The organism is Bacteroidota bacterium, from assembly GCA_039821555.1.
In the GTDB taxonomy this organism is placed as follows: domain Bacteria; phylum Bacteroidota; class Rhodothermia; order Rhodothermales; family Rubricoccaceae; genus JBCBEX01.
This window is the reverse complement of record JBCBNX010000005.1, coordinates 35,069-59,560: the sequence shown is the minus strand read 5'-3', so window position 1 is coordinate 59,560 and position 24,492 is coordinate 35,069. Positions and strand designations below refer to the sequence as shown.

The window sequence follows — 24,492 nt, the reverse complement described above, 5'->3', positions numbered from 1 at the left end:
GCCTACCTATCGCTAGCCTTCGTGCTGCTTCGTTTTATTCATCGTCTCGTGCGCCTCTTGGCTGTCGGAGTTGGGCCTCTCGCCCAACGTTCCGCGCAGGTCGGCACGGGCGTCTCCGGTCTGGCTCTTGGCCGCCTGTCCGCTGTGGAAGGGTTCCGCGGCGCATCCACCCCCCGCACGGCGGGACGTGCCCCAGGCATGTGCCTGGGGGTACCTCCGAGCGTCGTGGCGGTCGGGGTGCTCCTGCCGCCCCGGCGCGGTGGAGACGACGGGCACGTGCAGCACGGCCGCTCCTGTCTACCCTTCTTGTATGTCCAAGGAAATCATCATCAACGCGAGCAAGGACCGCTCGCGCATCGCCATCGTGGAGGATGGGGAGCTCGTAGAGCTCTACGTCGAAAACCCGGATAACGTCCGGACGATTGGCAATATTTATCTCGGCCGCGTCCGCAAGATCATGCCCGCCATCCGTGCGGCGTTTGTGGACATCGGCCAGCAGCAGGACGCCTTCCTGCACTTCTCCGACCTGACGGACAACGTTCCTGAGTTGCTCGCCATCGCGGCGGGTGACATCCCGGACGCGCGCAGCCTGATGAAGGCGCCGAAGTCGCTCCAGGCCAGCGAGGACGACGACACCGCGACCGCGGACCTGGAGATGGAGTCGGACGACGAGCGCCGCAACCGCCAGCGCCGCGAGCAGACCAAGCGCCGCCGCGGTCGTCGTGGCGGTCGTCGTCGTGGCGGTCGCAACCGAGGCGGTGACAACCGTCGCTCGGAGGAAGAGGAAGAGGAGTCGACGCCGCGCGCCCGGCGCACCTCGCCCTATGTGATCGACCTCACGTCGCAGGCCGCCAAGCCGTCGATGCCGGCTCGCACCGACAGAACCGCATCGAGCGATGCAGCGACCGCAGTGCCTCCGGCTGAGGCATCAGGCAACGGTGCTGAGAAGCTCGCCGATCCTGCGCCGAACGCAGAGGCGTCCAGCGGCACCGCGCCTGGCGACGAGCCTGCGGGCGACGCGAAGCGCAGCACCCGGAGCCGCTCGCGCCGCTCAAAGCAAAACGATGCTGTGCGGGCCGAGGAGACGCTACAGGCTGCGGAGGCGCCGAGCGCTGACACCGAACAGGCTGAAGCTCCCCAGGCCAATGCTACCGACGCCGCAGCCGAGGAGGCACCGGCGGAGAAGCGCACGCCAGTGCGTCGGTCCTCAGCACCGCGCCGGCGCAGCCAGCGTCGTAGCGAGCGTGCCGAGACGGAGTCGCCTGGCGCCGCCGCGCCGGACGCAGCTACCACCGAGGCGTCCGAGCCTGAAGCGGGGACACCCCAGAACGATGACGCTGCGTCGGACGCCGACGAGCGTGACGCACCGTCGCGCCGCTCGCGGGGCCGTGGTGGCCGCCGCCGTTCCGAACAGCACGCCGAGGCCTCGGCAGAGGTCGCCCAAGGCGAGGCGGACGAGGAAACCAGCAACGACCAGCCTGCCGCCAAAGCCGAGCCACAACGCCGCAGCCGCTCGGGTAGCCGTCGCTCCTCGCGCCGCCGTCCGGAGGCGCAGGATGAGGTGCAGGACACCGCGTCCGGCGACGTGCCTGCGGCGAAGCAGGACGCCTCCAAGGCGGAACCGGAGAGCGCCTCGCCGCAAGACTCAGACGACCAGGAAGCTGCCAGCAAGGGCGGTCGGTCGCGTCGCTCGCGCGGGCGCCGCGGCGGGCGGGGCCGAAACCGAGGCCGCGCCAAGACCGACGACGCGCAGGACGACGCGCAGCAGCCGACTCCTGGGCAGAGGGCGTCGGAGCAGAAGGCGTCGGAGCAGAAGACATCAGGGCGAAAGGCCACGTCCCGTGGAGCGTCGGCCAAGCAGACGTCCAAGAGCGAGAAGCAAGACGCGCCCAAGTCGTCGTCGCCACGTTCGCAGCGGTCGTCGAAGCCGTCCGGAAAGTCTTCCTCCAAGGAGTCCAACGGCGAGGCGCGGCCCATCGCCATGGTGGCCTCGTCGAAGCGCGCCGAGGACTACCTCCAGCGCGACCAGAACATCCTCGTCAAGATCATCAAGGAGCCGATCTCGGCGAAGGGCAGCCGCATCTCGACGGACATCTCGCTCGCCGGGCGCTTCATGGTGCTCGTGCCGATGGCCGACTACGTGGCCGTCTCGAAGAAGATCGAGTCGTCGAAGGAGCGCCGCCGCCTGCGCTCGCTCGCGAGCAGCCTCCGGCCCGAAGGCTTCGGCATCATCGTCCGCACCGTCGCCGACGGCCGCGACGCGAAGGCCCTCGACACTGACCTCCGTCTGCTCCTCGACAAGTGGCGCTCCATCGAGAAGCAACTCCGCGATAAGGTCAAGCCGCCCGCAGCGCTCTACGAGGACGTCAACATGGTGTCGTCGATCATCCGCGACCTGTTCACAGACGACTTCGACCGCATCCTCATCGACGACCCGAAGCTCTACCGCAACGTCAAGGGCTACATCGAGGCGGTCGCGCCGCAGATGGCCAAGAACGTGCAGCTCTACAAGGGCCGCCAGGGCATCTACCGCTCGGCCAGCATCGAGCGCTCCGTCGAAGAGGCGTTCTCGCCGCGCGTGAACATGAGGTCGGGCGGCTACCTCTTCATCGAGCACACCGAGGCGATGCACGTCGTGGACGTGAACTCGGGCCGCGCCGGACGCGGGAAGTCGCAGGCACAGAACCTACTCGATGTCAACCTGGAGGCCGCCCGCGAGATCGCCAAGCAGCTCCGCCTGCGCGACCTCGGCGGCATCATCTGCGTCGACTTCATCGACATGCGGCTCGACAGCCACCGCCGCAGGCTCTACGACACGCTCAAGCAGGAATTCCGCAAGGACCGCGCAGTGACAAAGCTGCTCCCGATGAGCGACTTCGGCGTGGTGCAGATCACGCGCCAGCGCCTCCGTCCGAGCATCACCGCCGACGGCGACGGCCAGAACGGCCAGGAAGCCGCTGGAGCGGGCGAGATCGTCCAGAGCGACCGCACGCGCCACGAGATCGACCGCATCGCCCGCGAAGAGAAGACGACAGTGGTGACCGAGGCGACGCTGCACGAAGCGCCTGTCGCGTCGCCGTCGGCGCCTGCAACGGAGGCCGAGGACTCCCGGTCGGCCGCCGAGGTGGTGACCCATCTGGAAGCGTGGCTGAGTCACTACCGCGACAACGTCGGCGAGAGGCACAAGCACCGCCCCATCGTGGTGCGCGTCCACCCGTTCATGGCGGCGTTCCTCAAGCGTGGCATCCCGAGCATGCTCCTCCGCTGGCGCATGCGCTTCCGCGCTCCCCGCTTCGAGGTCGACGTGACCGACGACGTGAACCCCCTCACGTTCGAAGTGCGCGATAGGAAGTCAGGGAAGGACCTCACGAGGAAGTACGCTGTCCAGAGTGGCAAGTAACAAGAAGCAAGTGGTAAGGCCTGCTGAGTGCGGCTTTGCCACGTGTCACTTGCCACTTGATCCCACTCTGCCATGAACCCCGCCGCCGTCGTCCGCGCGCTCGAAGAGGCCGTCACGCAACTCGGCGTGCGGGTACGCTACGAGCGCGGCACGTTCCGAGGCGGACGCTGCGTGGTGGGCGACGAGGAGCAAGTCGTGCTCAACCGCCGCCTGCCCGTCGAGACGCATGTCGATGTGCTTGCCGCGTGCCTGCGCGAACTGCCGCACGAGACGGTCTACCTCCGTCCCACGGTCCGGGCAGCCCTCGAAGATGCCTGGACGCGCCAGGCCCGCGGGCAGGTCGACCAGACTGAGTTGGAGGAATGAGACGCCGTCTGCTCCTGCTCGGTCTTCTGGCGGTGGCGCTACCCACGGCAGCGCAGGTCCCGTTCGGCGCCGTGTCGTCCAACACAACGCACGCGCTGGGACTCCCGCGCTGCACCTCCCAGACAACCGAGCGCGCCACGACGGAAGTCTGTCTCGGTTTCGACGCCGACGAAGCGCTCGTGGTGACGGTCGAGCGAGACACGGTGGAGACAGCGCGGTGGGCCTATCTCGGCGCGCCGTCACTGCTGGACCTCCGCGCGTTCGTGCTTCCCAGCACGGACACGACCGAGGCCGTGCTCGCGGCAACGCTCGACGCCGTCTCGAACGGGATGGGCGTGAGCTACTGGACCGCAACCGTCCTTCGGGACGGCGTCCCAGCGTATCGCTTCCGCGTCGAGGAGTTCGGCGAGGCGGGCAGTAGCTTCGTCGCAGCAGACAACGAACTCGCAATTTGGGCGACGGAGTGGGTCGGCGGTCCTGATCCCACCGGCGAGCGTGGCGAGGGGCTCTACTTCACCGGGCGCCCCTTCGCTGTCACGCCGGATGGCCTCATGCCCCGCAGCGATCTCGACCTGCGCGCGCGGCGCTTCCTGGAGAGCTTCGTCCGCGACGACCGCGGCCCCGTCGCCTGACTGCTCGACGAGCGCACCGAGACGCGCCCGGAGGACCCGGCTCTGACCGGCTGCACGAGTACGAGCAAGATCGTCGTGCTGGCTGGCGTCGAAGCCGCGACGGACGAGTGGCGACAGCCGTTCACCCGCGCGGTGTTGGAAAGCACCGAAGCGGACTCGCTCCACGCGGAGACGTTGGCTCTGAGCTTGCCGGCCTACACGGAATCCGGCACCGGCGTGCCCTACATCGGCGATGTGGCGACCGATCGGCTCTTCCCGTCAGGCTATGTGCCAGCCCTGACGGCCTACCTCGGCCAGCCGCTTCGCCTCGAAACGTGCTGGGCTAATGGGCTCGTCAAGACGCGTGTGCTGTGGGTCGAAGACGTGGGTACTGACGCGCCGCGATAGGCGCCACCGTCGCGCTCTACATCTGGTCGAGGCGGGGGCCAGCGTTGCGTGCAGCGGCCGCTTTGGCTGCCTCGGCTGCGAGCTTAGCGAGGTCCTTCGCGCGGCGGCGCTCCACCACACCGCAGAGCCAGATCGAGCCCTCGTAGAGCAGCAGCATCGGCCCGGCCATAAGCGCTTGGCTGAACGGGTCCGGCGGCGTCAGGAACGCCGCGATGATGAGGATCACGATGAGGGCATACTTCCGCGCGAGTCGCAGCCACGCCTGGGTGATCGCGCCGATCTTGGCGAGGAAGTAGACCACCACGGGCAACTCGAACAGGATCGCCGCGCCGAACGTGGTCGTGGTGATCATCGAGAAGTAGCGCGCGATGTCGAACTCGTTGATGATCGAGCCCGAGATCACGAAGCCTGCGAAGAACTGCAGCGAGAGCGGCATCAGCGCGAGGTAGCCGAAGCTTGCCCCCAGTGCGAAAAACACCGCTGCGAAGACCGCTGCGAAGCGGAGGCCTTCCTTCTCCTGGTCGTAGAGGCCCGGCTCGATGAACTTCCAGAACTGGTAGATCACCATCGGCATGGCGATCAGGATGCCGACGGCCAGCACCGTCCCGAAATAAGCGAAGAACTGCCCCGTGATCGTCCGGTTTTGGAGGACGATCTCCTTGGCGTCCATGCGGAAGACCTCGTAGACGAAGAAGTCGGTTCGCGTCGGCGCGAGCAGGATCTCGTCGATGACCCACTCGGCGAAGAAGAGGCACGCCACCGAGCAGACGAGCACCGCGCCGAGCGCCTTGAAGATGCGCCAGCGCAACTCCTCCAAGTGGTCGAGGAACGGCATCTCGCCCTCCTGCGGGACCATAGGGTTGGGCAGTCCCCCCGCCGCTCCGTCGCCCGAAGCGCCCGCCTTCTTCCGAAACGGGTTCGTGGTGAGTTTCATCGGGAGCGGAATTGCAGGAGGATCGACGATGACCTGACGAGCACGGTCTTCCCAGCTTGTCATGCTGAACTCGATTCAGCATCTCAACAAGATCGCTCAGATCCTGAATCAAGTTCAGGATGACACGCGAGGTAAGGTTAAGGCGAGACGGGCTGGACGCGGCGAGCCTCGGTGCCACGCACGCTACCTCGCTCTTCCACCTGGTCGGCTCTACTGCGAGTCCGAGTGCGAGAAGCGGCTACGCTGCGAGGCACCCTCACGGAGGTTGAGTTCGAGCAGCGACTCGACCCAGAGGCCGTCGTTTTCGAGGCGGCTGCGGCCCCCGCTCCACGTGAAGTTGAAGAGCGTCATCAGCCCGGCGACCTCGAAGCCGTCGGACCGCAGAAGCGCGATGGCGCGCGCGGCGGAGCGGCCGCTGTTGAGGATGTCGTCCACCAGCGCGACGGGCTGGCTGCGGTCCATCGGGCCCTCAACGAGGCGGCGGCGACCGTAGGCCTTGCGGCGCTCACGGATGAAACCGCCCTTGAACGGAGCCGCAGCCTCTCCTGTGGGGCTCGTCGGCACGGGCGCGCTCAGCACGGAGCAGACGATCGGGAACGCGCCGTATCCGAAACCGGCCACCTGGGTCACACCGCGTGCACGAAGGCGTTCGGAAAGCACCTCGCCGATCTCCGCAAACAGCTCGCCGTCGAGCATCGGGGTGCGGGTGTCCAGCAGCCAGCCGATGGGTTGCCCGCGCGGGTCGGTGATGGCTTCCTCATCGCGGCGCACGAGGGCGCGCTGGTAGAGCTGGTGCCCCAGGCGGGTGAGCGCCGATTCGGGGACCGTGCTGCTGAAGTCGTTGGGCATGGGAAGCGGAGGCGCGACACGGCGCGGGCGGCGTGTCAAGGTGAGACCCGGGATTCGGGAGCCGATGCAACGGACGCCGAAATTTGGGCCGCGGCGGCGGTGGGGAGGGGGTACGTGGGGCTGCGCGGGAAGTTTACAAACGCTGTTCCAGTCGAGGTTTCCGAAAATCTACCCGGGCTCACTTTTTTAGGAGCCGCGTTTAGACGGCCTCCATCGTATAGAGCGGGAAGTCTTGGCAGAGCATAAACACCTCGCGGCCGACGACCTCGCGGAGTTGCTCGCTCTCAGGACGGGACAGCACCCGGTCGATCATGTCCGCTACCTGCTCGAACTCGGCGATGCCGAAGCCGCGCGTGGTCATGGCGGGCGTGCCCAGGCGGATACCGCTCGTCACGAACGGGCTCTCGGGGTCATAGGGGATCATGTTCTTGTTGACCGTGATCTCCGCCTCACCGAGGAGCGCCTCGGCTTCCTTGCCCGTCAGCTCGCGCGAGCGTAGGTCGAGGAGCATGAGGTGGTTGTCGGTGCCGCCCGAGATCACGTCGTAGCCGCGCTTGGTGAAGACCTGCGCCATGGCCTGGGCGTTCTCAACGACCTGACGGCTGTAGTCCTCGAACTCGGGGCGCAGCGCCTCGCCGAAGGCGACGGCTTTGGCGGCGATGACGTGCATGAGCGGGCCGCCGAGCACGCCGGGGAAGACAGCCGTGTCGAGCACCTGCGAGATCGTCTTGCGCTTGCCGCTGCGGAACGTGCGCCCGCGCGGGTCCTCGGCGTCCTTACCAGCGAGGATCATGCCGCCGCGGGGGCCGCGCAGCGTCTTGTGCGTGGTCGTGGAGACGACGTGCGCGTGGGGCAGCGGGTCGTTGAGCACGCCCGCCGCGACCAGCCCGGCCGTGTGCGCCATGTCCACCCAGAGGAGCGCGCCGACCTCGTCGGCGATCTCGCGGAGGGCGGCGTAGTCGAAGTCGCGACTGTAGGCGCTCGCGCCGACGGAGAGCATCCGGGGCTTCACCGCGCGTGCCTTGTCGCGGACCTTGTCGAGGTCGATGCGGCCGGCGAGCGGGCCGTCCTTCTCGACACCGTAGAAGTGCGCGTCGTAGAGGATGCCCGAGAAGTTGACGGGGCTGCCGTGCGTGAGGTGGCCACCGTGGGCGAGGTCGAGGCCGAGCAGCGTATCGCCCGGCTCCATGAACGCGAGGTAGATCGCGTGGTTGGCCGTCGCGCCGGAGTGCGGCTGGACGTTCACCCAGTCGGCGCCGAAGAGCGTCTTGGCGCGGCTGCGGGCGAGCTCTTCGGCCTGGTCCACGAACTGGCAGCCGCCGTAGTAGCGCTTGCCCGGCAGGCCCTCGGCGTACTTGTTCGTCAGTGGCGAGCCCATCGCCTCGATGACAGCCAGGGAGGCGAAGTTTTCGGAGGCGATGAGTTCCAGGCCGTCGTTCTGGCGGTCGATTTCGCTACGCACGATGGCGTAGAGGTCGGGGTCCTGGGACGCGAGGTGCTCGAACGTCATGGGGTACAGAAGGGTCGTCGTACGTGATGCCGGGGCAGGCCGCCAAGATACAGCGACCCATGCGCGACGGCTATCCGAAATCGCCCGCAATCGTTCCGCTGGACCGGCAGAAAACTGCGCGTTTAACGCGGGCTTCCAAACACCCACGCGGTGGCGTTACTCGCTTGTCTCGTCTTCCCGAAGTGAGGCGGGCCGCTGGAGCTCGACAAACCGCGTGGCGACGCCGAGGAAGACCCACGCCTCGTCGGGGTCGTCGCTGAGTTCGAGGGTATAGCGGCTGGCGAGGAGATAGTCGTCGCGCTGGGTAGTGCGGTCCACGAGTGCCTCGGTGGCGAGGCCGCCGAGGGCGCCCGCCCAGCCAGGGCCCTCGCGGGCGATCTCGGCCGCGACGGTATCGCCCGCGTGGTCGGCGAAGTCGTCCAGCGTCGGGTTCGAGAGCGCCAGCAGCGCCGCGATCACGACGAGAAAGAAGAAGGTGCGCATGGTGCGAAGAGGCGTTTGGCGGTCAGCCGTCTGCGTTCGGTGATGGGGAGCGGTTTGGTCTACGGCGGAGAACCGATAGCTCCTCAGAGTGTCATCGCGTAGACGAGGAGGTTCGTGCCCATGCGGAGCGCGGCCTCGCGCTTCTCGGGCGGGTTCTGGTGCACGTCGCCTGGCTCCCAGCCGTCGCCCAGGTCAGACTCGTAGGAGTAGAACACGACGAGGCGGCCCTCGTGGAACAGCCCAAAGCCTTGCGCGGGCTGGCCGTCGTGCTCGTGGATCTTGGGGAGACCGTCCGAGAAGACGAAGTGTGTGCTGTAGACGGGGTGGTCGTAGGGCACCTCCACGAAGTCCTGCTCCGGGTAGACCTTGCGCATCTCGCGGCGGATGGCCGTGTCGAGGCCGTAGTTGTCGTCGATGTGGAGGAAGCCGCCGCCGTCGAGGTAGCGCCGCAGCCGCCGCGCCTCGGTCTCGGAGAAGTCGACGTTGCCGTGGCCCGTGAGATAGAGGTACGGATACGTGAAGAGTTTGTCGCTGCTGAGCTCGACGACATCCTCACGCGGGGCGAGGTCGAGCAGCGTTTCCTGGCGGGCGAAGGCGAGCAACTCAGGAAGCGACTGCTCGTCGGCATACCAGTCGCCGCCGCCCCCGTACTGCACCCGCGCGATCGTCACCTCGGGCACGTTTTGGGCAAACGACGGGGCGCAGACGAGGACGGCGAGGGATAGAATGCACCACCTTGTCATCCTGAGCGCAATCCGCGTAGCGGATGAAGTCGAAGAGCTTGCCCCCAGCGGAGGCGGGGGATCTTGGTCGTAGCTCCAGGTCAAGAGGGAGTTTGGATGCTGGCTCGGAGATTCTTCGACTCGCTGCGCTCGCTCAGAATGACATCTTCTTTGTGAAGGCTTACCCTTACCGGCCCCGACCAAGGGGAGAACTCGTTGCTGGATCATCGAAGGTATGCGGGACACGATGGAGGGCTCAGTTTCGGCGAATGAGGCTGCCGGGCGTACACTCTGGCGGTGCCGTGCGGCATCGCTACACACCCCTCGTCGCCCAACGTTCCGCCCCATGCGCTTCGTACTCCCGCTGCTCGCCCTCGCGCTCGTCATCGTCACCGCGCGCCTCGGTGCGCCCGACAACGGCCTCACGCTCCACGCCGACGGCACGCCGCTCGTCGCCACGTTCTCCATCGTCGGCTATGATGCCGCGACGGGTGAGCTCGGCGTTGCGGTCCAGTCGAAGTTTCCCAATGTCCGCGCGGTGGTGCCGTGGGCCGAGGCGGGCGTCGGAGCCGTCGCCACGCAGAGCTTCGCTGAACTCGACTATGGCATCAAGGGCCTCGAACTGATGCGCCACGGCGCGACGGCCGAGGAGGCACTCACCATTCTGCTCCGCAACGATCCCGGCGCGGCGCAGCGGCAGGTCGGCATCGTGGACGCGCAGGGCAACGCTGCCTCGTGGACCGGCGCCGGGTGCTTCGACTGGGCTGGCGGGCGCGTCGGTCAAGCTGGCGGCGCGTCCGCAGCGAGCGGCGCGGGGACCGTCGTAACGGGCACGGGCTTCACGGCGCAGGGCAACATCCTCGTTTCGGAGGAAACCGTGCAGGCGATGGCCGACACCTACCTCGCCACGGACGGCGGTCTCGGCGATAAGCTCGTCGCGGCGATGCTGGCCGGGGGCGCGGCGGGTGGTGACAAGCGCGGCGAGCAGAGCGCGGCGCTCCTCATCGTGAAGGCCGGCGCGGGCTACGACGGCCAGGACAACTACGTCGACATCTCGGTCTACGACCACCCCATGCCCCTGTCCGAACTCGACCGGCTCTACCGGCTCAACAACCTCTACTTCACCGACACCGACCCCGCCGACCAAGTCGAGGTCACGCCCGAGATCGCCCGCGAACTGCAAACCATTTGGCAGACGCGCGGCTTCTACGACGGCCCGCTCGACGGCGAGGTGGACGTCCAGTTCCAGCAGATCCTCGTCGACTACATGGGCTGGGAGAACTACGACCTCCGCATCGACGAGGTGCAAGCCGCCGATGTGACCGCAGGCGAGCCGCTGCTCATCGACCGCGAAGTGCTCGCCGACATCCGCGCGGTGTTCTCGGAGGGGCGCTACAAGTAGTCCAGCGACCGTCACGCAGCGCGGGCCGCCGCACCGAAGTGCAGCGGCCCGCGCCGTGGGCAGATGACCGGGAGGGGGTGCTACTGCAGCACGGTCATCTGGCCGTTGAGGGTTTCGGTGGTGGCGCCCATCTGCACGTCGATGCGGTAGAGGTAGGTGCCAGCAGCGAGCCCCGAAGCGTCGAGGTCGAGGGCGTGCGTGGTGCCGCCTGCGAAGGGGCGCTGCGGGAGCGTGAGCACCTCGCGGCCGAGCACGTCGTAGACGCGGGCGCTGACCTCGGCCTCCTCGGGAAGCTCGAAGCGGAGCTGCGTCGCACCGGCGAAGGGGTTCGGGTAGTTCGGCAGCAGCGCGATCTCCTCGATCAGGCCTTCGGCTCTAGCACCCCCGGTCTGTGCGACCGTCGGGCCGTCCTCGTCGGGAAGCGGTGCAGGCTTGAGCGTACCAGCGCGACCGTCGGGGGCGACGGCCATGAGGCGGAACCTGGGCAGCCTCTGCACCGAGCAGGTGTTGCAAGGCGTGGCCTCGTCCTCTGGCGTGAGGAAGCCCGAGGCGAGAACAGCACCGCCGAGGCCTCCCACCTGGAGCGTGAATGCTGGAGCGAAGAACGCGGCGATCACCTCACCGTCGAACGACACATCGATGATGTAGTCGCGGCGGGCGCTGGGCGAGTAGTAGCGCGTCACGTCCCCGTAGGTGATGCTGGCGCTACGGCCTTCGTAATTGTCACGGAGGCTCAGGCTGACCGTCGGGGCGTCCGGAGCGCCGTGGAAGGCGTTGGCCGAGACCCGGGTGATGCGCGGCGAGGTCGTCTGCGCCGATTCCTTGATCTGCAGCGCGAAGCTGATGTCACGCCCGTCGGGATTGCCCGAGTAGGCGGGTTGTACCGCTTGCGCGACACCCGATGCCGCTGCCTGGTAGTTGACGCCAGCCTCGAGATCAAGGTCAAACGTGCCAAAGGTGGTCGCTCCTTCGACGTTGCCCTCCTCGTTCGAGTCGCTCGACATCACGACGACCTCCGTGGATCCTGCCGCGACATCTAGGTAGGGGGTCGCCTTGCGGAAGCGGAGGTTGTCGACGGCAAGGGTGCCGTCCACATAGACGTCTACGAAGAAAGCAGCAGGCTCCGGACTGTTGTGGATGACCTGCACCTTGGCGGTCTCCACGATCTGTCCGCGCAGTTCGCCGCTCGCAATGTCAGTCGAGTGGATGTTGACGTAGAAGCCCTCGGCAAAGAGGGCCGTCACTTGGTCCTCAGTGAGCGCGAACGTGTTCAGGGCAGCGTTGAAGCTGCCGCTGCGGTTGTCGGCGTTGATGGAGGGCGTCAGGGCGAAGGCGATGGGTCCGTTGGCCCCAGCGGGTGCCTCGTGGACGTGGGCGCCGACGCCGAAGTTGAAGTCGCTTTCTAGGCCCTCGAAGAAGCCGGTGACTGCAAGTGAGTTGTCACCAGCGTTGAACGTGGCGAAGACGACACCAGAGGCGGTGGAGGCATTGGCTGGGACTTCATTGAGCCCGGAGAGCTTGGCGCCGAACTGGGTGACCTGAGCGGACGAGGCAGAGGTCGCTGCGAACAGGAGCGCCGTGAGAGCAACGGCACCGAGCGTGCGGCCACCCGCGCGCAGAAGCGTAGCGATAGACATGGGATGGAGGGGTTGAGGCGATGGCGGACCCTAGTCGTTCCAGTCGTGGTGGACGCCCGGCGACAAATGCCAGGGCGCACCGAACCGTCTGGGGAGACGCCGGGGTTGACGCACCGCGTATCCCTCCAGCTACGCAGCTTGTTACTAAGAAACAAGGCAGTATACGGCAGCGCGTCCGATAAAAGACAAGCCAGGCGTAAACAAAACGCAACCGGCGCGGCCATTAAAGCCGCGCCGGTTGTTACGAACGCAGAGCGTCTGAGCAGAGTCCGACTAGCGGACCACGGTCATACGGCCTGTCTCCACGCGTGTCTCAGCGCCCATCTGGGCCTCCACGCGGTAGACGTAGGCCCCGGCTGCGAGGCGGCTCGCGTCGAGGTCCACCGTCTGGCCCGACCCGGCGGCCAAGCGCGTGGGCGCGATCTCGGCCACGGTGCGCCCTAGCACGTCGTACACGCTCACGCGCACCTCGGCGTCGCTCGGCAGGTCGAAGCCGATGCGCGTCGTGGCCGCGAACGGGTTCGGGTAGTTGCCGCGCAGGGCGAACACCTCGGGCAGCGTCCCGGTCCCGTCCTCGTTGGAGACGGACAGCGGCAGCAGCGCCTCGCTGCCGTCGCCAAAGACGGCGAGCAGCTCGAAGGCTGGCAGGTCACTCGTCGGCGGGTTGAGGTAGCCCGAGGCCAGCACCGTGATGGCACTGCCGCCAGCTTCGCTCACGTCCACATCGTAGGCCGCGACCAGGCTCACACCGTCGGCGAGCGTAATGTCGACGACGTATACGCCTTCGGGCACGACCGTGTAGTCCGTGATGCCCTGGTAGGGGGCATCGTCGGCGAGGGCGATCTCGGTGCCACGCACGCGCGCGTCGACGGTCGGTGCGTTGGGCGAGCCGTGCACCACGCTGATGGCAACTTCGTCGTCGGCGGCAGCCGCCGGGAGCGCATCCGCCCGCGGGAGCAGCGTGAAGGCGGTGCTGATGCCCTCCGGGTTGTCAGGCAGGCCGTCCGAAAGCACACCCGTGGCGATGAGCTGGTAGTTGACGCCAGCGTCCAGGGTGAACAGGAACGGCGCGCCGTCGGCGAAGGCGGCACCGTCGGGCACCACGGTCACCGTGATCTCTTCACCAGCGGGAACGGGTACGAACTCAGTCCCCGTGCGGAAGGCGAGGTCCGGGATCGTGGGATCGTCTCCGTCTTGTCCGTTGATGAAGATGTCCACGACAGCCGCGGCGGGATCCGGGCTGTTGTGGATCACCTGGACGAGCGCCTGAGCAGGCAGCGGGGCCGACGGGAGCAGATCCGAGTCGCCGTTCGGGAAGACGGCCAGCAGGCCGAACGCGGGCAGGTCGCCGGTGGGCGCGAGGTAGCCCGAGGCGAGCACCGTCACACCGCGACCGCCAGCCTCAGTCAGGTCAGCCGTGAAGGCGGCCACGTTGGTGGTTCCGTCAGCGAGCGTGATGTCGACGATGTACTCGCCCGGCGGGACGATCGTGTAGGGCGTGATGCCCTGGTACGGCGCGTCGTCGGCGAGGGCGATCCCAGCGCCACGCACGAGCGCGTCGACGGTCGGCGCGTCGGGCGAGCCGTGCACTACGCTCACGCCTACCTCGTTCATCGACGAGGTCTGGATGAGCGCGCCGTCCCGAGCGAGCAGGACGAAGTCGGTGCTGATCTCCTCCGGGTTGGCCGGCAGGCCGTCCGAGAGCACGCCCGTCGCGATGAGCTGATAGTTGACCAGCGGGTCGAGCGTGAACGGGAACGCGGCCCCGTCGGCGATCGCGCCACCTTCGGGCACCACCGTCACGATGATCTCCTCACCTGCGGGGAGCGGAAGGAAGCCTGTCGCGCCGCGGAACGGCACGCCCGGAAGCGTCGGGGCGTCGCCCTCCTGGCCGTTGATGTAGATGTCCACGGTAGCCGCGGCGGGATCCGGGCTGTTGTGGATCACCTGCACGTTCGCCGTGGCTGCGGGGAGCAGCGTGCTCGCGCCGTCCGGGAAGACCGCCAGCAGGCCGAAGCCAGGCAGGCCAGGGTTCTCGCCGAGGAAGCCCGAGGCCAACACCGTGAGCGCGCCCCCTGCTGCGTCGGCCAGCGGCGCAACAGCCGAGAACACCGCGTCAGGAGAGCCTGCCGCCGTGATATCGATGATGTAGGTGTCCGGTGCCACGCCGGTATAGCCTGTGATGCCGGTGTAGGGTGCGTTCGGGAAGAGCGTCCCTACGCCGCGTGCGTTCACGTCCACCGAGGGCGCGTTGGGCGAGCCGTGGACGACGTTGAAGTCCACCTGCATCGGGTCGGCTGACGCAACTTGGGCGTTTGCCGCGACGAGCAGCGTGAAGTCCGTGCTGATGCTCTCCGGGTTGGCCGGGAGGTCGTCCGAGAGCACGCCCGTGGCGATGAGTTGCGTGCTGCCGCCGTTGAGGACGTAGGTGTTCTGAAAGACGAATTCGTCCACGCTCTCGGAGTCGCCCGGCGCAATGGAGATGGTGAGGTCGACGCCTGCCGGGAGGTTGAGGAAGCCTGTCGCGCGGCGGAAGGGCACGTCGGCGAGCGCAGGCGCATCGTCTTCACCGGCGTTGATGTAGATGTCCACGACGGCCGCGGCGGGGTCCGGGCTATTGTGGATCACCTGAGTCGGGGCGCTCAGGTCGCCGACCTGGATCGGGAGAAGCTGGTAGCCTATGGCGGGGTCGCTGAAGTCGAACTGGGTGACCACCGACGTGACGGTGACTGCACCCGTCGGGATGCCGGTATCGTCGCGGTTGGTGTTGTCCGCGTTGCCGATGCGCAGGGTGAATGCCCCGGTGCCGTCGTCCGCGCTGTAGTTAGTGCCCGCGGCGAAGGTGCCGCCCACGCCCCCATCGATGGTGGCGCCGGTGACGCGCACAAGTTCGCCCTCAAAGTCTTCGCCGGTCGCGGCGAGGTCGGCGAGGGTGACCACCTGCGGCTGCGGCGCGGTCGACTGGCCGCGCACCTCGTAGGCGGTGAGGTCCCCGTCGTTGATCTGGAAGAGCTGGCGGAACTCGCTCGTGGTGCCCGTGATGCGGACGACCGTGCCGGGCCCGATGTCGCCGTCGGCGATGTCCTCGAAGAGGTCACCGCTTGGCTGACGGATCGTGATGCCCGCTGTCTCATCCTGGAGGTAGGCAAACTGCCCGAGCGCGCGGGACACGGTGCCTTCGATGGTCACCTCCATGCCCGTGCCCATCGCTCGGGCGTCCGCAATGGGGATGACGTTGGCGAGAGGCAGCACCTGGCCGCGCACTTCGCCCGTTGGATTGTCGACGCTGTGGACGTTGACGTAGTAGCCGCCCGCGTCGAGTCGGTCGATCTGCTCCTGCGTCAGCTCAAACGTGTTGTTGGTAGCCTGGAACTGGCCGCTGCGCTGCTGCGCACCGAGCGTCGGGTTGAGGACGATGTCCACGGGCCCGTTCTCGGTCGGCCCGCCGATGTGCAGGTGCGCGCCGATGTCGGTGTTGTAGGCGCTTTCGAGGTTCTGGAAGCTGCCCGTCACCACGAGTGTGGTACCGTTGAGCTGGAGCCCAACGCGCCCCGTGGCGCCTGACTCTACAGCGGGTACCTCGTTGCTGCCCGAGAGAATGGCGTTGTAGTCGGAGGTCTGGGCGAGCGCAGCCGGTGCGAAGGCAACCAGCGCGGCGAGCGCGAGAGTGGAAGCAAGCCGTCGAAGGCCGCTCCCGAGAGTAGCGGAGATCATGGAAGAGAAAGGCGGATGTGAGAAGGGAAGAGCGAGGACTCGAAGACACCGTCGTGCAGAGGGGGCCGCCTCGCACCCCCTTGGGGGACGGAGCGGCAGGACAGTGGCCCGCAGCCGAGTCACGGTCCCTCCGACGACATGAGACACACGAGCGGTTCCGCGCCGCCGTCAAGGACCTGCACGTATCCTACCCGCACGGTCAGAAGGATGACCACCGTCTCCGCACATTCTGGTCGAGGTTCGCGGCAACCCCCTCAGCGCTGCGGCGTACGTGCCTCCGCATTTCACACGCCCTAGCATACCGGCCGCTCCATCCTTCATGGCCCGCACGTTCAACGTCCCCGAGTTCTACCGCAGCGCGATCATCGGGCCGGTCAAGGCCGCCCGCCGTGCCACCGACCCCCTCAAGCGCGACCTCGCACCCAGCATCCTCGACTTCGGACCGGTCCGCTTCAAGATCGGCCGTCACTTCGGCTTCTGCTACGGCGTCGAGAACGCCATCGAGATCGCGTACAAGGCGCTTGAGACGCACCCCGAGAAGGCGGCCAACGGGCAGATCTATCTCCTCTCGGAGATGATCCACAACCCGCACGTCAACGAGGACTTGCAGGGGCGCGGCATCCGCTTTCTCCGCACCACCACCGGCGAGCAACTCATCCCGTTCGATGCGCTCGGCCCCGACGACCTGATCATCATCCCAGCGTTTGGCACCACGCGTGAGATCGAGGCGACCCTCGCCGAGCGCGGCGTGAACACGAAGGCCTACGACACGACCTGCCCGTTCGTCACAAAGGTGTGGAAGAAGAGCGCCCAGATCGCCCGCAAGGACTACACGATTGTCGTGCACGGCAAGCGCTACCACGAGGAGACGCGCGCCACGTTCAGCCATGCCGAGGCGGGCGCGCCGGTGGTCGTCGTCCGCAACATGGAGGAGACCGAGCGGCTGGCGCAGGTCATCCGTGGCGAGCAGGACGCGGCGTTCTTCTTCGACCAGTTCCCGGACCGCTACTCCGAGGGCTTCGACCCGGACCGGGACCTCGCGCGCATCGGCGTGGTCAACCAGACGACGATGCTCGCTACCGAGACGCAGGCCATCGCCGACTACCTGAAGCAGGCGATGGTCGAGCGCTACGGAGCCGACGCCATCGACGACCACTTCGCGGACACGTCAGACACGCTCTGCTACGCCACGAAGGAAAACCAGGACGCCACCAAGGCGCTTATCGCCGCCGGCGCTGACCTGGCGCTCATCGTCGGGGGCTACAACTCCTCGAACACGAGCCACCTCGCCGAATTAGCCGAGGAGGCGATGCCGACCTACTTCGTCTCGGGGCCTGAGGAACTGGAGAGCCCCGACGAAATCCGGCACTTCCACTACCGCACGAAGACGCACCACGTCACCCGCGACTGGCTCCCGCTGGACTTCGGCCGTCCGCTCGATATCCTCCTCACCGCTGGGGCTTCATGCCCCGACGCGCTCCTCGACGGCGTAATCCGCAAGGTCGTCGGCTGGTTCGAGGCCGCGCGCTCCGTGGAGGACGCGCTCGCCCCGTTCGAAGCGGAGGCAGCGTAGAGGCTCCCCGCTTTGCTACAGTGTCACTCTGAACTCGGTTCAGAGCCGAAGGCCGGCGAAGCCAATCTCCGTCGCCCCGAATGGCTCGCCGCATCGCTGAGATGCTGAAACCGAAGGTTCACGCCAGTAATCAGGTTCAGCACGACAACGATGTGAGTGGTGAGCACACCGAGGAGAACGCATGGTCACAACGAGCCGATATCCATGCAAGACCGCCCGGTAGCGACAGGCTACCGAGCGGTTCGTGCGGGGTTAAATAGGATCGGCTGCTGCTATTTCAGCAGGAGGAGGCGTCCCGTCGTGGATCGCTCGGCCGTCTCGACGCGGTAGAGGTAGACCCCGCTTGCGAGACTGCTGGCGTCGAAGCGGACCGTTTGGATGCCTTCCTGGACCTGGTTGTCCACGAGCAGCGCTACGCGGCGGCCAAGCACATCGAAGACGCTCACCGTCACCGGGGACTGGCGGTCGACCGTGTAGGTGATCTGCGTCGACGGGTTGAACGGGTTCGGGTAGGCCCCGGCGTTGCTGGTCTGGCACGCGCGGTTGTTGGTGGCATCCGGGTCGTCCTGGTCGCCGGCGCGTACCTCGACGCAGTTGTCGACGGGCCTGCGGACGCGGGACTGGAAGGTCTCGCCAGGCGCGAGTGATGGCAGGGCGACGGACTCGATTTCGTCGCGGCCTCGGTATCCTGCGATGGCGCCCGTGGAGGTGCTCGGCCCAAGGTTCGTGATGGTGGCCGTGCGGCCGTCGTAGACGATCACGAGGTCAGCCTCATCAGCAGGCGCCGGGGGCGGAGGATCGACGGGCGGGTCGACCGGGGGATCGACGGGCGGGTCCACAGGCGGCTCGACACCGCCGCCGGAAGACGGGGTGCCGTCGAGGCGACGCGTGGGCGTGCCGGCACCGTAGTACGTGAAGGCCCGCTGCGAGAGCGCTTCGGCCTCGCCTCGGCTGATCGGTGTTTGCGAGTAGCGCGAGCGGCGCAGACCGACCACGGTGATGTATTGCTCCGAGCGGGCGTCCGTCCACGGCAAGCTCTGGGGCACGATGAAGCCGCTCGTGCCGCGGTCCAGCGCGTCACCGGTGCACTGCTGGTAGAGGTCGCCTTCGAGGTAGACGGTCTCGATGGTGAGGTCGGGCCAGTCCGTGGTCACCTGGAGGGCCGTCGCCACCGAGCCCTGGCGGCCGTTGACGACCTCCCAGAACGGCTCGTTGGCCGGGCGCGACGCCGCCACGAAGGCATCGGGGCGCCCGTCGACGCGGAGCGCGAGGTTCTCCTGGTTGTCGTAGGTCGCGTCGCGGAACGACGGGGCATAGTCGACGAGGTCCATCAGCGAGGGGACCGGGTGGACGCGCACGTCGGTCACACTGACCACGTCCTGCTCGTAGAAGTAGGTCGTCCGGGTGGTGATCGGGCCGGAGTTGAAGCCGCGCACCACGCGGATGCCACGCACCGGCCCGTCAATGTTGGCTACGAGCGTGCCTCGCGCCACCGAGGCGGTCCATTCGCTGCGGGCGCAGTAGCCGGGCGCGAAGAGAAACTTGCGGCGATCCAGGAGGTCCGAGGCCGAGCGGTTGGCCGAGGCCGACTTCACGAAGAGCGCGTCCGAGATCCAGCGGTCGCTGAACTCCTGGCGGTAGTACGGGGTCTCGGCAAAGGAACGCTCCGGGTTCGAGCCGACGAGTTCGCCCGCTTCCTCGATGATCTCGTATTCACCTTTGCCCTGGAAGTCGTAGGCCTGCGGGAAGGCGCCGGCTTCGAGCGCGAACTCGTACCGCACGAGGTCCTGCCCCGCGCCCTGGTCCCGGTTGTTGCGGCTGACGTAGAGGTAGACGACGCCCGACTCGGTTACCACGGTGGTGCGCGTGTTTTGGCGTACGGCGTTGGGGTGGCGGTTGCCTGGGGCGAGGTCGCCAGCGAACCGCTCCATGAAGACGATCTCGTCGTCAGCGTCGAACGTCGGATCGGTGTCGGCTCCTAGCATGCTCTTCGGGTCCGTGTATTCGAGCACCTCCACCTGATCGATGATCAGCTGGCAGTTGGCCACGTTGTCGCAGCCGGAGAAGTCGCGGCCGACGTAGGCGGCGGACACATCGACCCACTCGCGTTCGTCAACCTGAACAGGGATTTGGACCCAGCCCGTCCGGGATGTCCACGAGAAGGCGAGGATAGACGTGGGGGCCGCCCCGTTGAGTACGGGGACCTGTTCGCCGGTGCGAACGACCTCTGAGGCTGACGCCGCCGGAGCCAGAAGCAGGACCAGGGCGACGCACAGCGAAAGCGTAACAGCGCGCATCGAAGAGGAGGGGATAGCGTGGAGGGGATGCGGTGGAATGGCGGGTGAGCCGACCACAAAGCGATTCTCGTACCGGTCAGGACGGTGGGGAGCACCGGTAACAGAGAAAGCCGCCTCTAAAGAAAACGAAGACCAAGCAAGAACGCAAAGCGGCGAAATGCCTCGATCAGACCTCATGAGGGAGGCACGAGATCCCGGCGATCCCTACGCCAAAGCAGCGAGACTCAACGCTTTGGGTTTATGAATTGCCTGGAACCGGTTTTTTCGCGCGGTTAGCTGACAGGTAGCGCCTTAGGTAGCGTGCAGGGAGGGAGGTGCCGGGCTGGATTTATGCGGTTAATACCCTCCGTGAATGGTATATCACCGTGACACCTGACTTGGGCAAAGGCTACGTTCTGACCGATTGTCACTTCGTTTTTCCTCGGCGGTGTTTTGTTGTCCTCGTTGGGCTTACAGGTGCCGTAGACGGTGTCGTACGTGGAGCGTGGGTCCGGCTGACGTGCGGCCCCTGGCAAGGCGGGCGGCAGGCGATGGGGCGCCACGCGCCGGTGAACGGAATCGGCCCGCCTCGGTACTTTGCAGCGACGCCCTTCCTTCTCCCGCCGACCGCTCTGCTCTCATGGCTGACGCCCCCGCCCTCGACAAGCCTGCGCTCCACGCCATCGCCGCGCGCACCATCCGTGGCCTCACCATCGACGCCGTCGAGCACGCCAACTCGGGCCACCCCGGCCTCCCGATGGGCATGGCCGACGCCGCCGTCACGCTCTGGGCCGACTTCCTCGCCTTCGATCCCGACGCGCCCGAGTGGGCCGACCGCGACCGCTTCGTGCTCTCCGCCGGGCACGGCTCGATGCTGCTCTACAGCCTCCTCCACCTCGCGGGCTATGCCGTTTCGCTCGACGACCTGCAGCACTTCCGCCAACTCCATTCGCCGACGGCCGGGCACCCCGAGTACGGCCTCGCGCCTGGCATCGAGACCACGACCGGGCCGCTCGGGCAGGGCATCGCCAATGCCGTCGGCCTCGCGCTCGCCGAGAAGCACCTCGCCGCGACCTTCAACACCGACGCGCACACCGTCGTCGATCACTTCACCTACGTCATCGCCTCCGACGGCGACCTGATGGAGGGCGTCTCCAACGAGGCGTCGTCGCTCGCGGGCCACCTCGGGCTCGGCAAGCTCGTCGTGCTCTACGACGACAACGAGGTCACCATCGACGGCCACACGGACCTCTCGTTCTCCGAGGACGTGCCGGGTCGCTACGAGGCGCTCGGCTGGCACGTGATCCGCGACATCGATGGGCACGACATCGACGCCGTTGCGGAGGCTCTTCGCGCAGCGCAAGGCGATGCGGGTCGCCCGACGCTCATCCAGACGAAGACCACCATCGGCTTTGGCAGCCCGAACCTCGCCGGGAAGTCGGACATCCACTCGGACCCGCTCGGCGAGGACGAGGTGCGCGCGACGAAGGAGAACCTCGGCATCCCGCACGAGCCTACGTTCTACATCCCGACGGGCGCGAAGGCGCTGCTCGAAGAGGCCGCCGACCGAGGCCGCGCCCAGCACGCCGACTGGAACTCTCGTTTCGAAGCCTACCGCGCCGCCCACTCCGACCTCGCCGCCCGCTTCGAGGCGCAGATGGCCGGCACGTTCCCCGACGGCTGGGACACGGGGCTGCCGCAGTTCGAGGCCGACGCGAAGGGCATGGCGACGCGCGCGGCCAGCGGCAAGGTGCTCGGCGCGCTCGTCCCTACCGTGCCACAACTCATCGGCGGCTCGGCCGACCTCACGCCGAGCAACAAGACCCGCACGTCGGACATGCGCGACGTGACGGCGGCGGACGCGGGCGGGCGCTACGTCCGCTTTGGCGTCCGCGAGCACGGTATGGGCGCGGTGATGAACGGCCTCACGCTCCACGGCGGCCTCCAGGCCTACGGGGGGACGTTCCTGATCTTCTCGGACTACATGAAGCCGACGATCCGCCTCGCTGCGCTCATGCACCAGCCCGTCCTGTTCGTCTTCACGCACGACTCCATCGGCGTGGGCGAGGACGGCCCGACGCACCAGCCCATCGAGCAACTCGCGGGCTTGCGCGCGATCCCGAACCTCGCGGTCTTCCGGCCGTGCGATGCCAACGAGACGCGCGAGGCGTGGAAAGCCGCGCTCCTGCGCACCGACGGCCCCTCGGCGTTCGCGTTCACGCGCCAGGGTTGCCCAACGCTCGACCGCACGACGCATGCGTCGGCCGACGGCGTGCACCAGGGCGGCTATGTGCTCGCCGACTGCGACGGCACGCCGGACGTGCTGCTCATTGCCTCGGGCTCGGAAGTGCACCTCTGCCTCGCCGCGCAGGCCACGCTGAAAGACGAAGGCATCGCCGCCCGCGTCGTCTCGATGCCCTGCTGCGAGCTGTTCGACGCGCAGGACGCGGCTTACCGTGCATCCGTGCTGCCGCCGGGCGTCCGGGCTCGCGTGACCGTGGAGGCGGGCAGCACGCTCGGCTGGAGCCGCTATGCCGGGCTCGACGGCGTCTCCGTCGGCCTCGACCGCTTCGGCGAGAGCGCACCGGGCGGCCAGGTGATGAAGGCGCTCGGCTTCACGCCTGAGGCCGTCGCCGCCGCCGCAAAGCAGTCGCTTGGCCGCTAGCCGCCGATGAAGCTGCTCGTTCTAGGTGCATCCGGGGGCTGCGGCCAGTGGCTCTGCCGCCTCGCGACGGAGCGGGGCCACATCGTCCGTGCGCTCGTGCGCGACGGGACGCCCTTCTCGCCGTCGCAGACCACCGAGGTGTTTCGCGGCAGCGCGCTCGACCGTGCCGTGCTCGACCGCGCTGCGGACAGCTGCCACGCCGTCGTATCGGCGCTCGGCATCAAGCGCAAGGCGGTGTGGAATCCGTGGTCGGCCCCCGCCTCGCCAACAGACCTCACCACGCGCGTCGCCGAGCATCTCGTGGAGGTGCTCCCCGGCCAGGGCATCGGGCGCCTCGTCGCGATCAGCGCGGGCGGCGTCGCGGAGAGCCGGTCGCAGGTGAACCCGCTGTTTCGGACGCTGATCGACCGGAGCACCATCGGTGTGGCCTACGCGGACCTCGCGGGCATGGAGCGCGTGCTCGCCGGGAGCGATCTCGACTGGATGACGGTCCGTCCCGTGACGCTCGCGCCGGGTAGTCCCACGGGCCGCGCGCGCCGCGTGAACCACTACGGCCTCACCGCGCACATCCGCCGCAGCGACGTGGCCGCGTACATGCTCGATGCGGTCGTGCAGCCCGAGCCGTTCGCTGATCGGACGCCGATGATCGCGGGCTGAGCGTCTGCGGGACCTTGGCTAAGAGTCTGGATGTGAACGGATTGGACGTTTGTGGCTATCCTGGCGCGAGGCTGTGACAGGTTCGCGATAAAGTCGCAGTGGTCGCCGCCGATGTTGCTACCGTCGCTGCCCCGTCTCCTGCCGTCTATTCCCTATGCTTCGCCTGTTCGCCCTCGTCGCCGCTGCCGTCGCGTTCGTCCTTACCGCGTTCACCGCGCCCATTCTACCGGCAGAGACGCCGACGCTCCCGGCGACGCCTTTCAACTACGCGAACATCGCGCTCCCGCAGCACCTCAACGTGCCGCCCGTCCAGAACACGGACAACACGCCCGCCGAGAACCCGATCACGGACGCCGGCGCCACGCTCGGCCGCGTGCTCTTCTACGACACGCGCCTCTCGGCCAACCAGACGGTGTCGTGCGCGACGTGCCACCGACAAGAGCAAGGCTTCTCCGATCCTGGCATCCTTAGCATCGGCTTCGAAGGCGGCGAGACGGGCCGTCACTCGATGAGCCTAGCCTTCGCGCGGTTCTATGACAACGGGCGCTTCTTCTGGGACGAGCGCGCCGAGACGCTCGAAGAGCAGGTCCTCATGCCGATCGAGGACGACATCGAGATGGGTATGACGCTCGACGACGTGCGCGCACGCCTCGAAGCGACGGACTTCTACGCCGACCTCTTCGCCGACGCGTTTGGCTCGCCGGAGGTCACGGACGAAGGGATGAGCCGCGCGCTCAGCCAGTTCGTCCGCTCGATGGTCGCGCCCAACTCGAAGTATGACCAGGGCCGCGCGGCACAGCCGATGGGACCGCCGCGGGGGCCGCTTGGCAACTTCACGGCACAAGAAAACCGCGGCCTCGATTTGTTCTACGGCGCTGCCCGCTGCTCGGCCTGCCACCGGGGTGACCTTCAGGTCCCTGTCGAGGCACTCAACAACGGGCTCGATGCCCAGGTCACGGATGAGGGAGCCGGTGGGGGCCAGTTCAAGTCGCCGTCGTTGCGCAACATCGCCGTGACGGCACCCTACATGCACGACGGGCGCTTCGCCACGCTCGAAGAAGTCGTTGACCACTACGACCGCGGCGTTCAGCCCCACCCGAACCTGAGCTTCCCGTTGCGCACACCGAACGGGCAGCCGCTCCGTCTCAACCTGACCGCTGAGGAGCGCGCGGCCCTGGTGGCGTTCTTGCGCACGCTCACCGACGAAGCCTTCCTCGCCGACGAGCGCTGGTCCGACCCCTTCGCCGAGGTCGTCGCGGGTGAGGATGACGCGGTGCAGCCTGCT

At 67.4% G+C, this 24,492-nt stretch carries 17 protein-coding genes; 9 read left to right on the top strand and 8 right to left on the bottom strand.

Translation table 11 applies throughout. The annotated features are described in order from the left end of the window. Nucleotides 1-310 precede the first annotated feature (310 nt). The 4 genes from AAFU51_07830 (at nucleotide 311) to AAFU51_07815 (ending at nucleotide 4,785) form a co-directional block, all read left to right on the top strand. Entirely contained in the window at nucleotides 311-3,400 is a 3,090-nt protein-coding gene (locus AAFU51_07830; protein ID MEO1571165.1) for an Rne/Rng family ribonuclease, read from the top strand. A gap of 72 nt (nucleotides 3,401-3,472) precedes the next feature. Further along, nucleotides 3,473-3,766 carry a hypothetical protein gene (locus tag AAFU51_07825; GenBank protein MEO1571164.1) on the top strand — a complete coding sequence of 98 codons (294 nt, stop codon included), beginning with the start codon at nucleotides 3,473-3,475 and terminating at the stop codon, nucleotides 3,764-3,766. Beyond that, nucleotides 3,763-4,398, top strand: coding sequence for a hypothetical protein (locus AAFU51_07820; protein MEO1571163.1), 636 nt, complete (start codon nucleotides 3,763-3,765; stop codon nucleotides 4,396-4,398). Before AAFU51_07825 ends, AAFU51_07820 begins: the two co-directional genes overlap by 4 nt. A gap of 75 nt (nucleotides 4,399-4,473) precedes the next feature. After that, nucleotides 4,474-4,785, top strand: coding sequence for a hypothetical protein (locus AAFU51_07815; protein ID MEO1571162.1), 312 nt, complete (start codon nucleotides 4,474-4,476; stop codon nucleotides 4,783-4,785). 16 nt (nucleotides 4,786-4,801) lie between these two features. On the opposite strand, the gene tatC is transcribed toward AAFU51_07815, so the two are convergent. The 5 genes from tatC to AAFU51_07790 all read right to left on the bottom strand — a co-directional run bounded on the left by tatC (nucleotide 4,802) and on the right by AAFU51_07790 (nucleotide 9,304). Next, the gene (gene tatC, locus AAFU51_07810) at nucleotides 4,802-5,719 is read right to left on the bottom strand and encodes a twin-arginine translocase subunit TatC (GenBank protein MEO1571161.1); all 918 of its coding nucleotides are present in this window, start codon (nucleotides 5,717-5,719) and stop codon (nucleotides 4,802-4,804) included. 210 nt (nucleotides 5,720-5,929) lie between these two features. Beyond that, nucleotides 5,930-6,568, bottom strand: coding sequence for an orotate phosphoribosyltransferase (locus AAFU51_07805; GenBank protein ID MEO1571160.1), 639 nt, complete (start codon nucleotides 6,566-6,568; stop codon nucleotides 5,930-5,932). 199 nt (nucleotides 6,569-6,767) lie between these two features. Then, nucleotides 6,768-8,078 carry a serine hydroxymethyltransferase gene (gene glyA / locus AAFU51_07800; GenBank protein ID MEO1571159.1) on the bottom strand — a complete coding sequence of 437 codons (1,311 nt, stop codon included), beginning with the start codon at nucleotides 8,076-8,078 and terminating at the stop codon, nucleotides 6,768-6,770. 156 nt (nucleotides 8,079-8,234) lie between these two features. Then, nucleotides 8,235-8,561, bottom strand: a complete 327-nt coding sequence (locus AAFU51_07795) for a hypothetical protein (protein MEO1571158.1) — start codon at nucleotides 8,559-8,561, stop codon at nucleotides 8,235-8,237. An 83-nt stretch (nucleotides 8,562-8,644) separates the two neighbouring features. Next, a complete protein-coding gene (locus AAFU51_07790) occupies nucleotides 8,645-9,304 on the bottom strand; it encodes a DUF4159 domain-containing protein (GenBank protein MEO1571157.1) in 660 nt (219 codons plus the stop codon). Nucleotides 9,305-9,629: 325 nt separating this feature from the next. On the opposite strand from AAFU51_07790, the gene AAFU51_07785 reads away from it, so the two are divergent. Further along, nucleotides 9,630-10,685 (top strand): DUF1028 domain-containing protein, encoded by a 1,056-nt coding sequence (locus AAFU51_07785; protein MEO1571156.1) that lies wholly within the window; start codon nucleotides 9,630-9,632, stop codon nucleotides 10,683-10,685. 80 nt (nucleotides 10,686-10,765) lie between these two features. Here the strand turns inward: AAFU51_07785 and AAFU51_07780 are convergent, their stop codons facing one another. Then, complete coding sequence (locus tag AAFU51_07780; protein ID MEO1571155.1) at nucleotides 10,766-12,322, bottom strand: CHRD domain-containing protein; 1,557 nt, start codon at nucleotides 12,320-12,322, stop codon at nucleotides 10,766-10,768. A 273-nt stretch (nucleotides 12,323-12,595) separates the two neighbouring features. Next, entirely contained in the window at nucleotides 12,596-16,036 is a 3,441-nt protein-coding gene (locus AAFU51_07775) for a DUF4397 domain-containing protein (protein ID MEO1571154.1), read from the bottom strand. 319 nt (nucleotides 16,037-16,355) lie between these two features. On the opposite strand from AAFU51_07775, the gene AAFU51_07770 reads away from it, so the two are divergent. Further along, the gene (locus AAFU51_07770; GenBank protein ID MEO1571153.1) at nucleotides 16,356-17,609 is read left to right on the top strand and encodes a 4-hydroxy-3-methylbut-2-enyl diphosphate reductase; all 1,254 of its coding nucleotides are present in this window, start codon (nucleotides 16,356-16,358) and stop codon (nucleotides 17,607-17,609) included. A gap of 272 nt (nucleotides 17,610-17,881) precedes the next feature. Here AAFU51_07770 and AAFU51_07765 read toward each other — a convergent pair whose 3' ends face one another. Continuing rightward, complete coding sequence (locus tag AAFU51_07765) at nucleotides 17,882-19,906, bottom strand: T9SS type A sorting domain-containing protein (protein ID MEO1571152.1); 2,025 nt, start codon at nucleotides 19,904-19,906, stop codon at nucleotides 17,882-17,884. 619 nt (nucleotides 19,907-20,525) lie between these two features. Here AAFU51_07765 and tkt point away from each other — a divergent pair. The 3 genes from tkt to AAFU51_07750 all read left to right on the top strand — a co-directional run. Next, nucleotides 20,526-22,550 carry a transketolase gene (gene tkt, locus AAFU51_07760; GenBank protein ID MEO1571151.1) on the top strand — a complete coding sequence of 675 codons (2,025 nt, stop codon included), beginning with the start codon at nucleotides 20,526-20,528 and terminating at the stop codon, nucleotides 22,548-22,550. A 6-nt stretch (nucleotides 22,551-22,556) separates the two neighbouring features. Beyond that, nucleotides 22,557-23,207, top strand: a complete 651-nt coding sequence (locus AAFU51_07755; GenBank protein MEO1571150.1) for an NAD(P)H-binding protein — start codon at nucleotides 22,557-22,559, stop codon at nucleotides 23,205-23,207. A gap of 154 nt (nucleotides 23,208-23,361) precedes the next feature. Further along, a partial coding sequence (locus AAFU51_07750; protein ID MEO1571149.1) for a cytochrome c peroxidase occupies nucleotides 23,362-24,492 on the top strand: 1,131 nt, incomplete at its 3' end.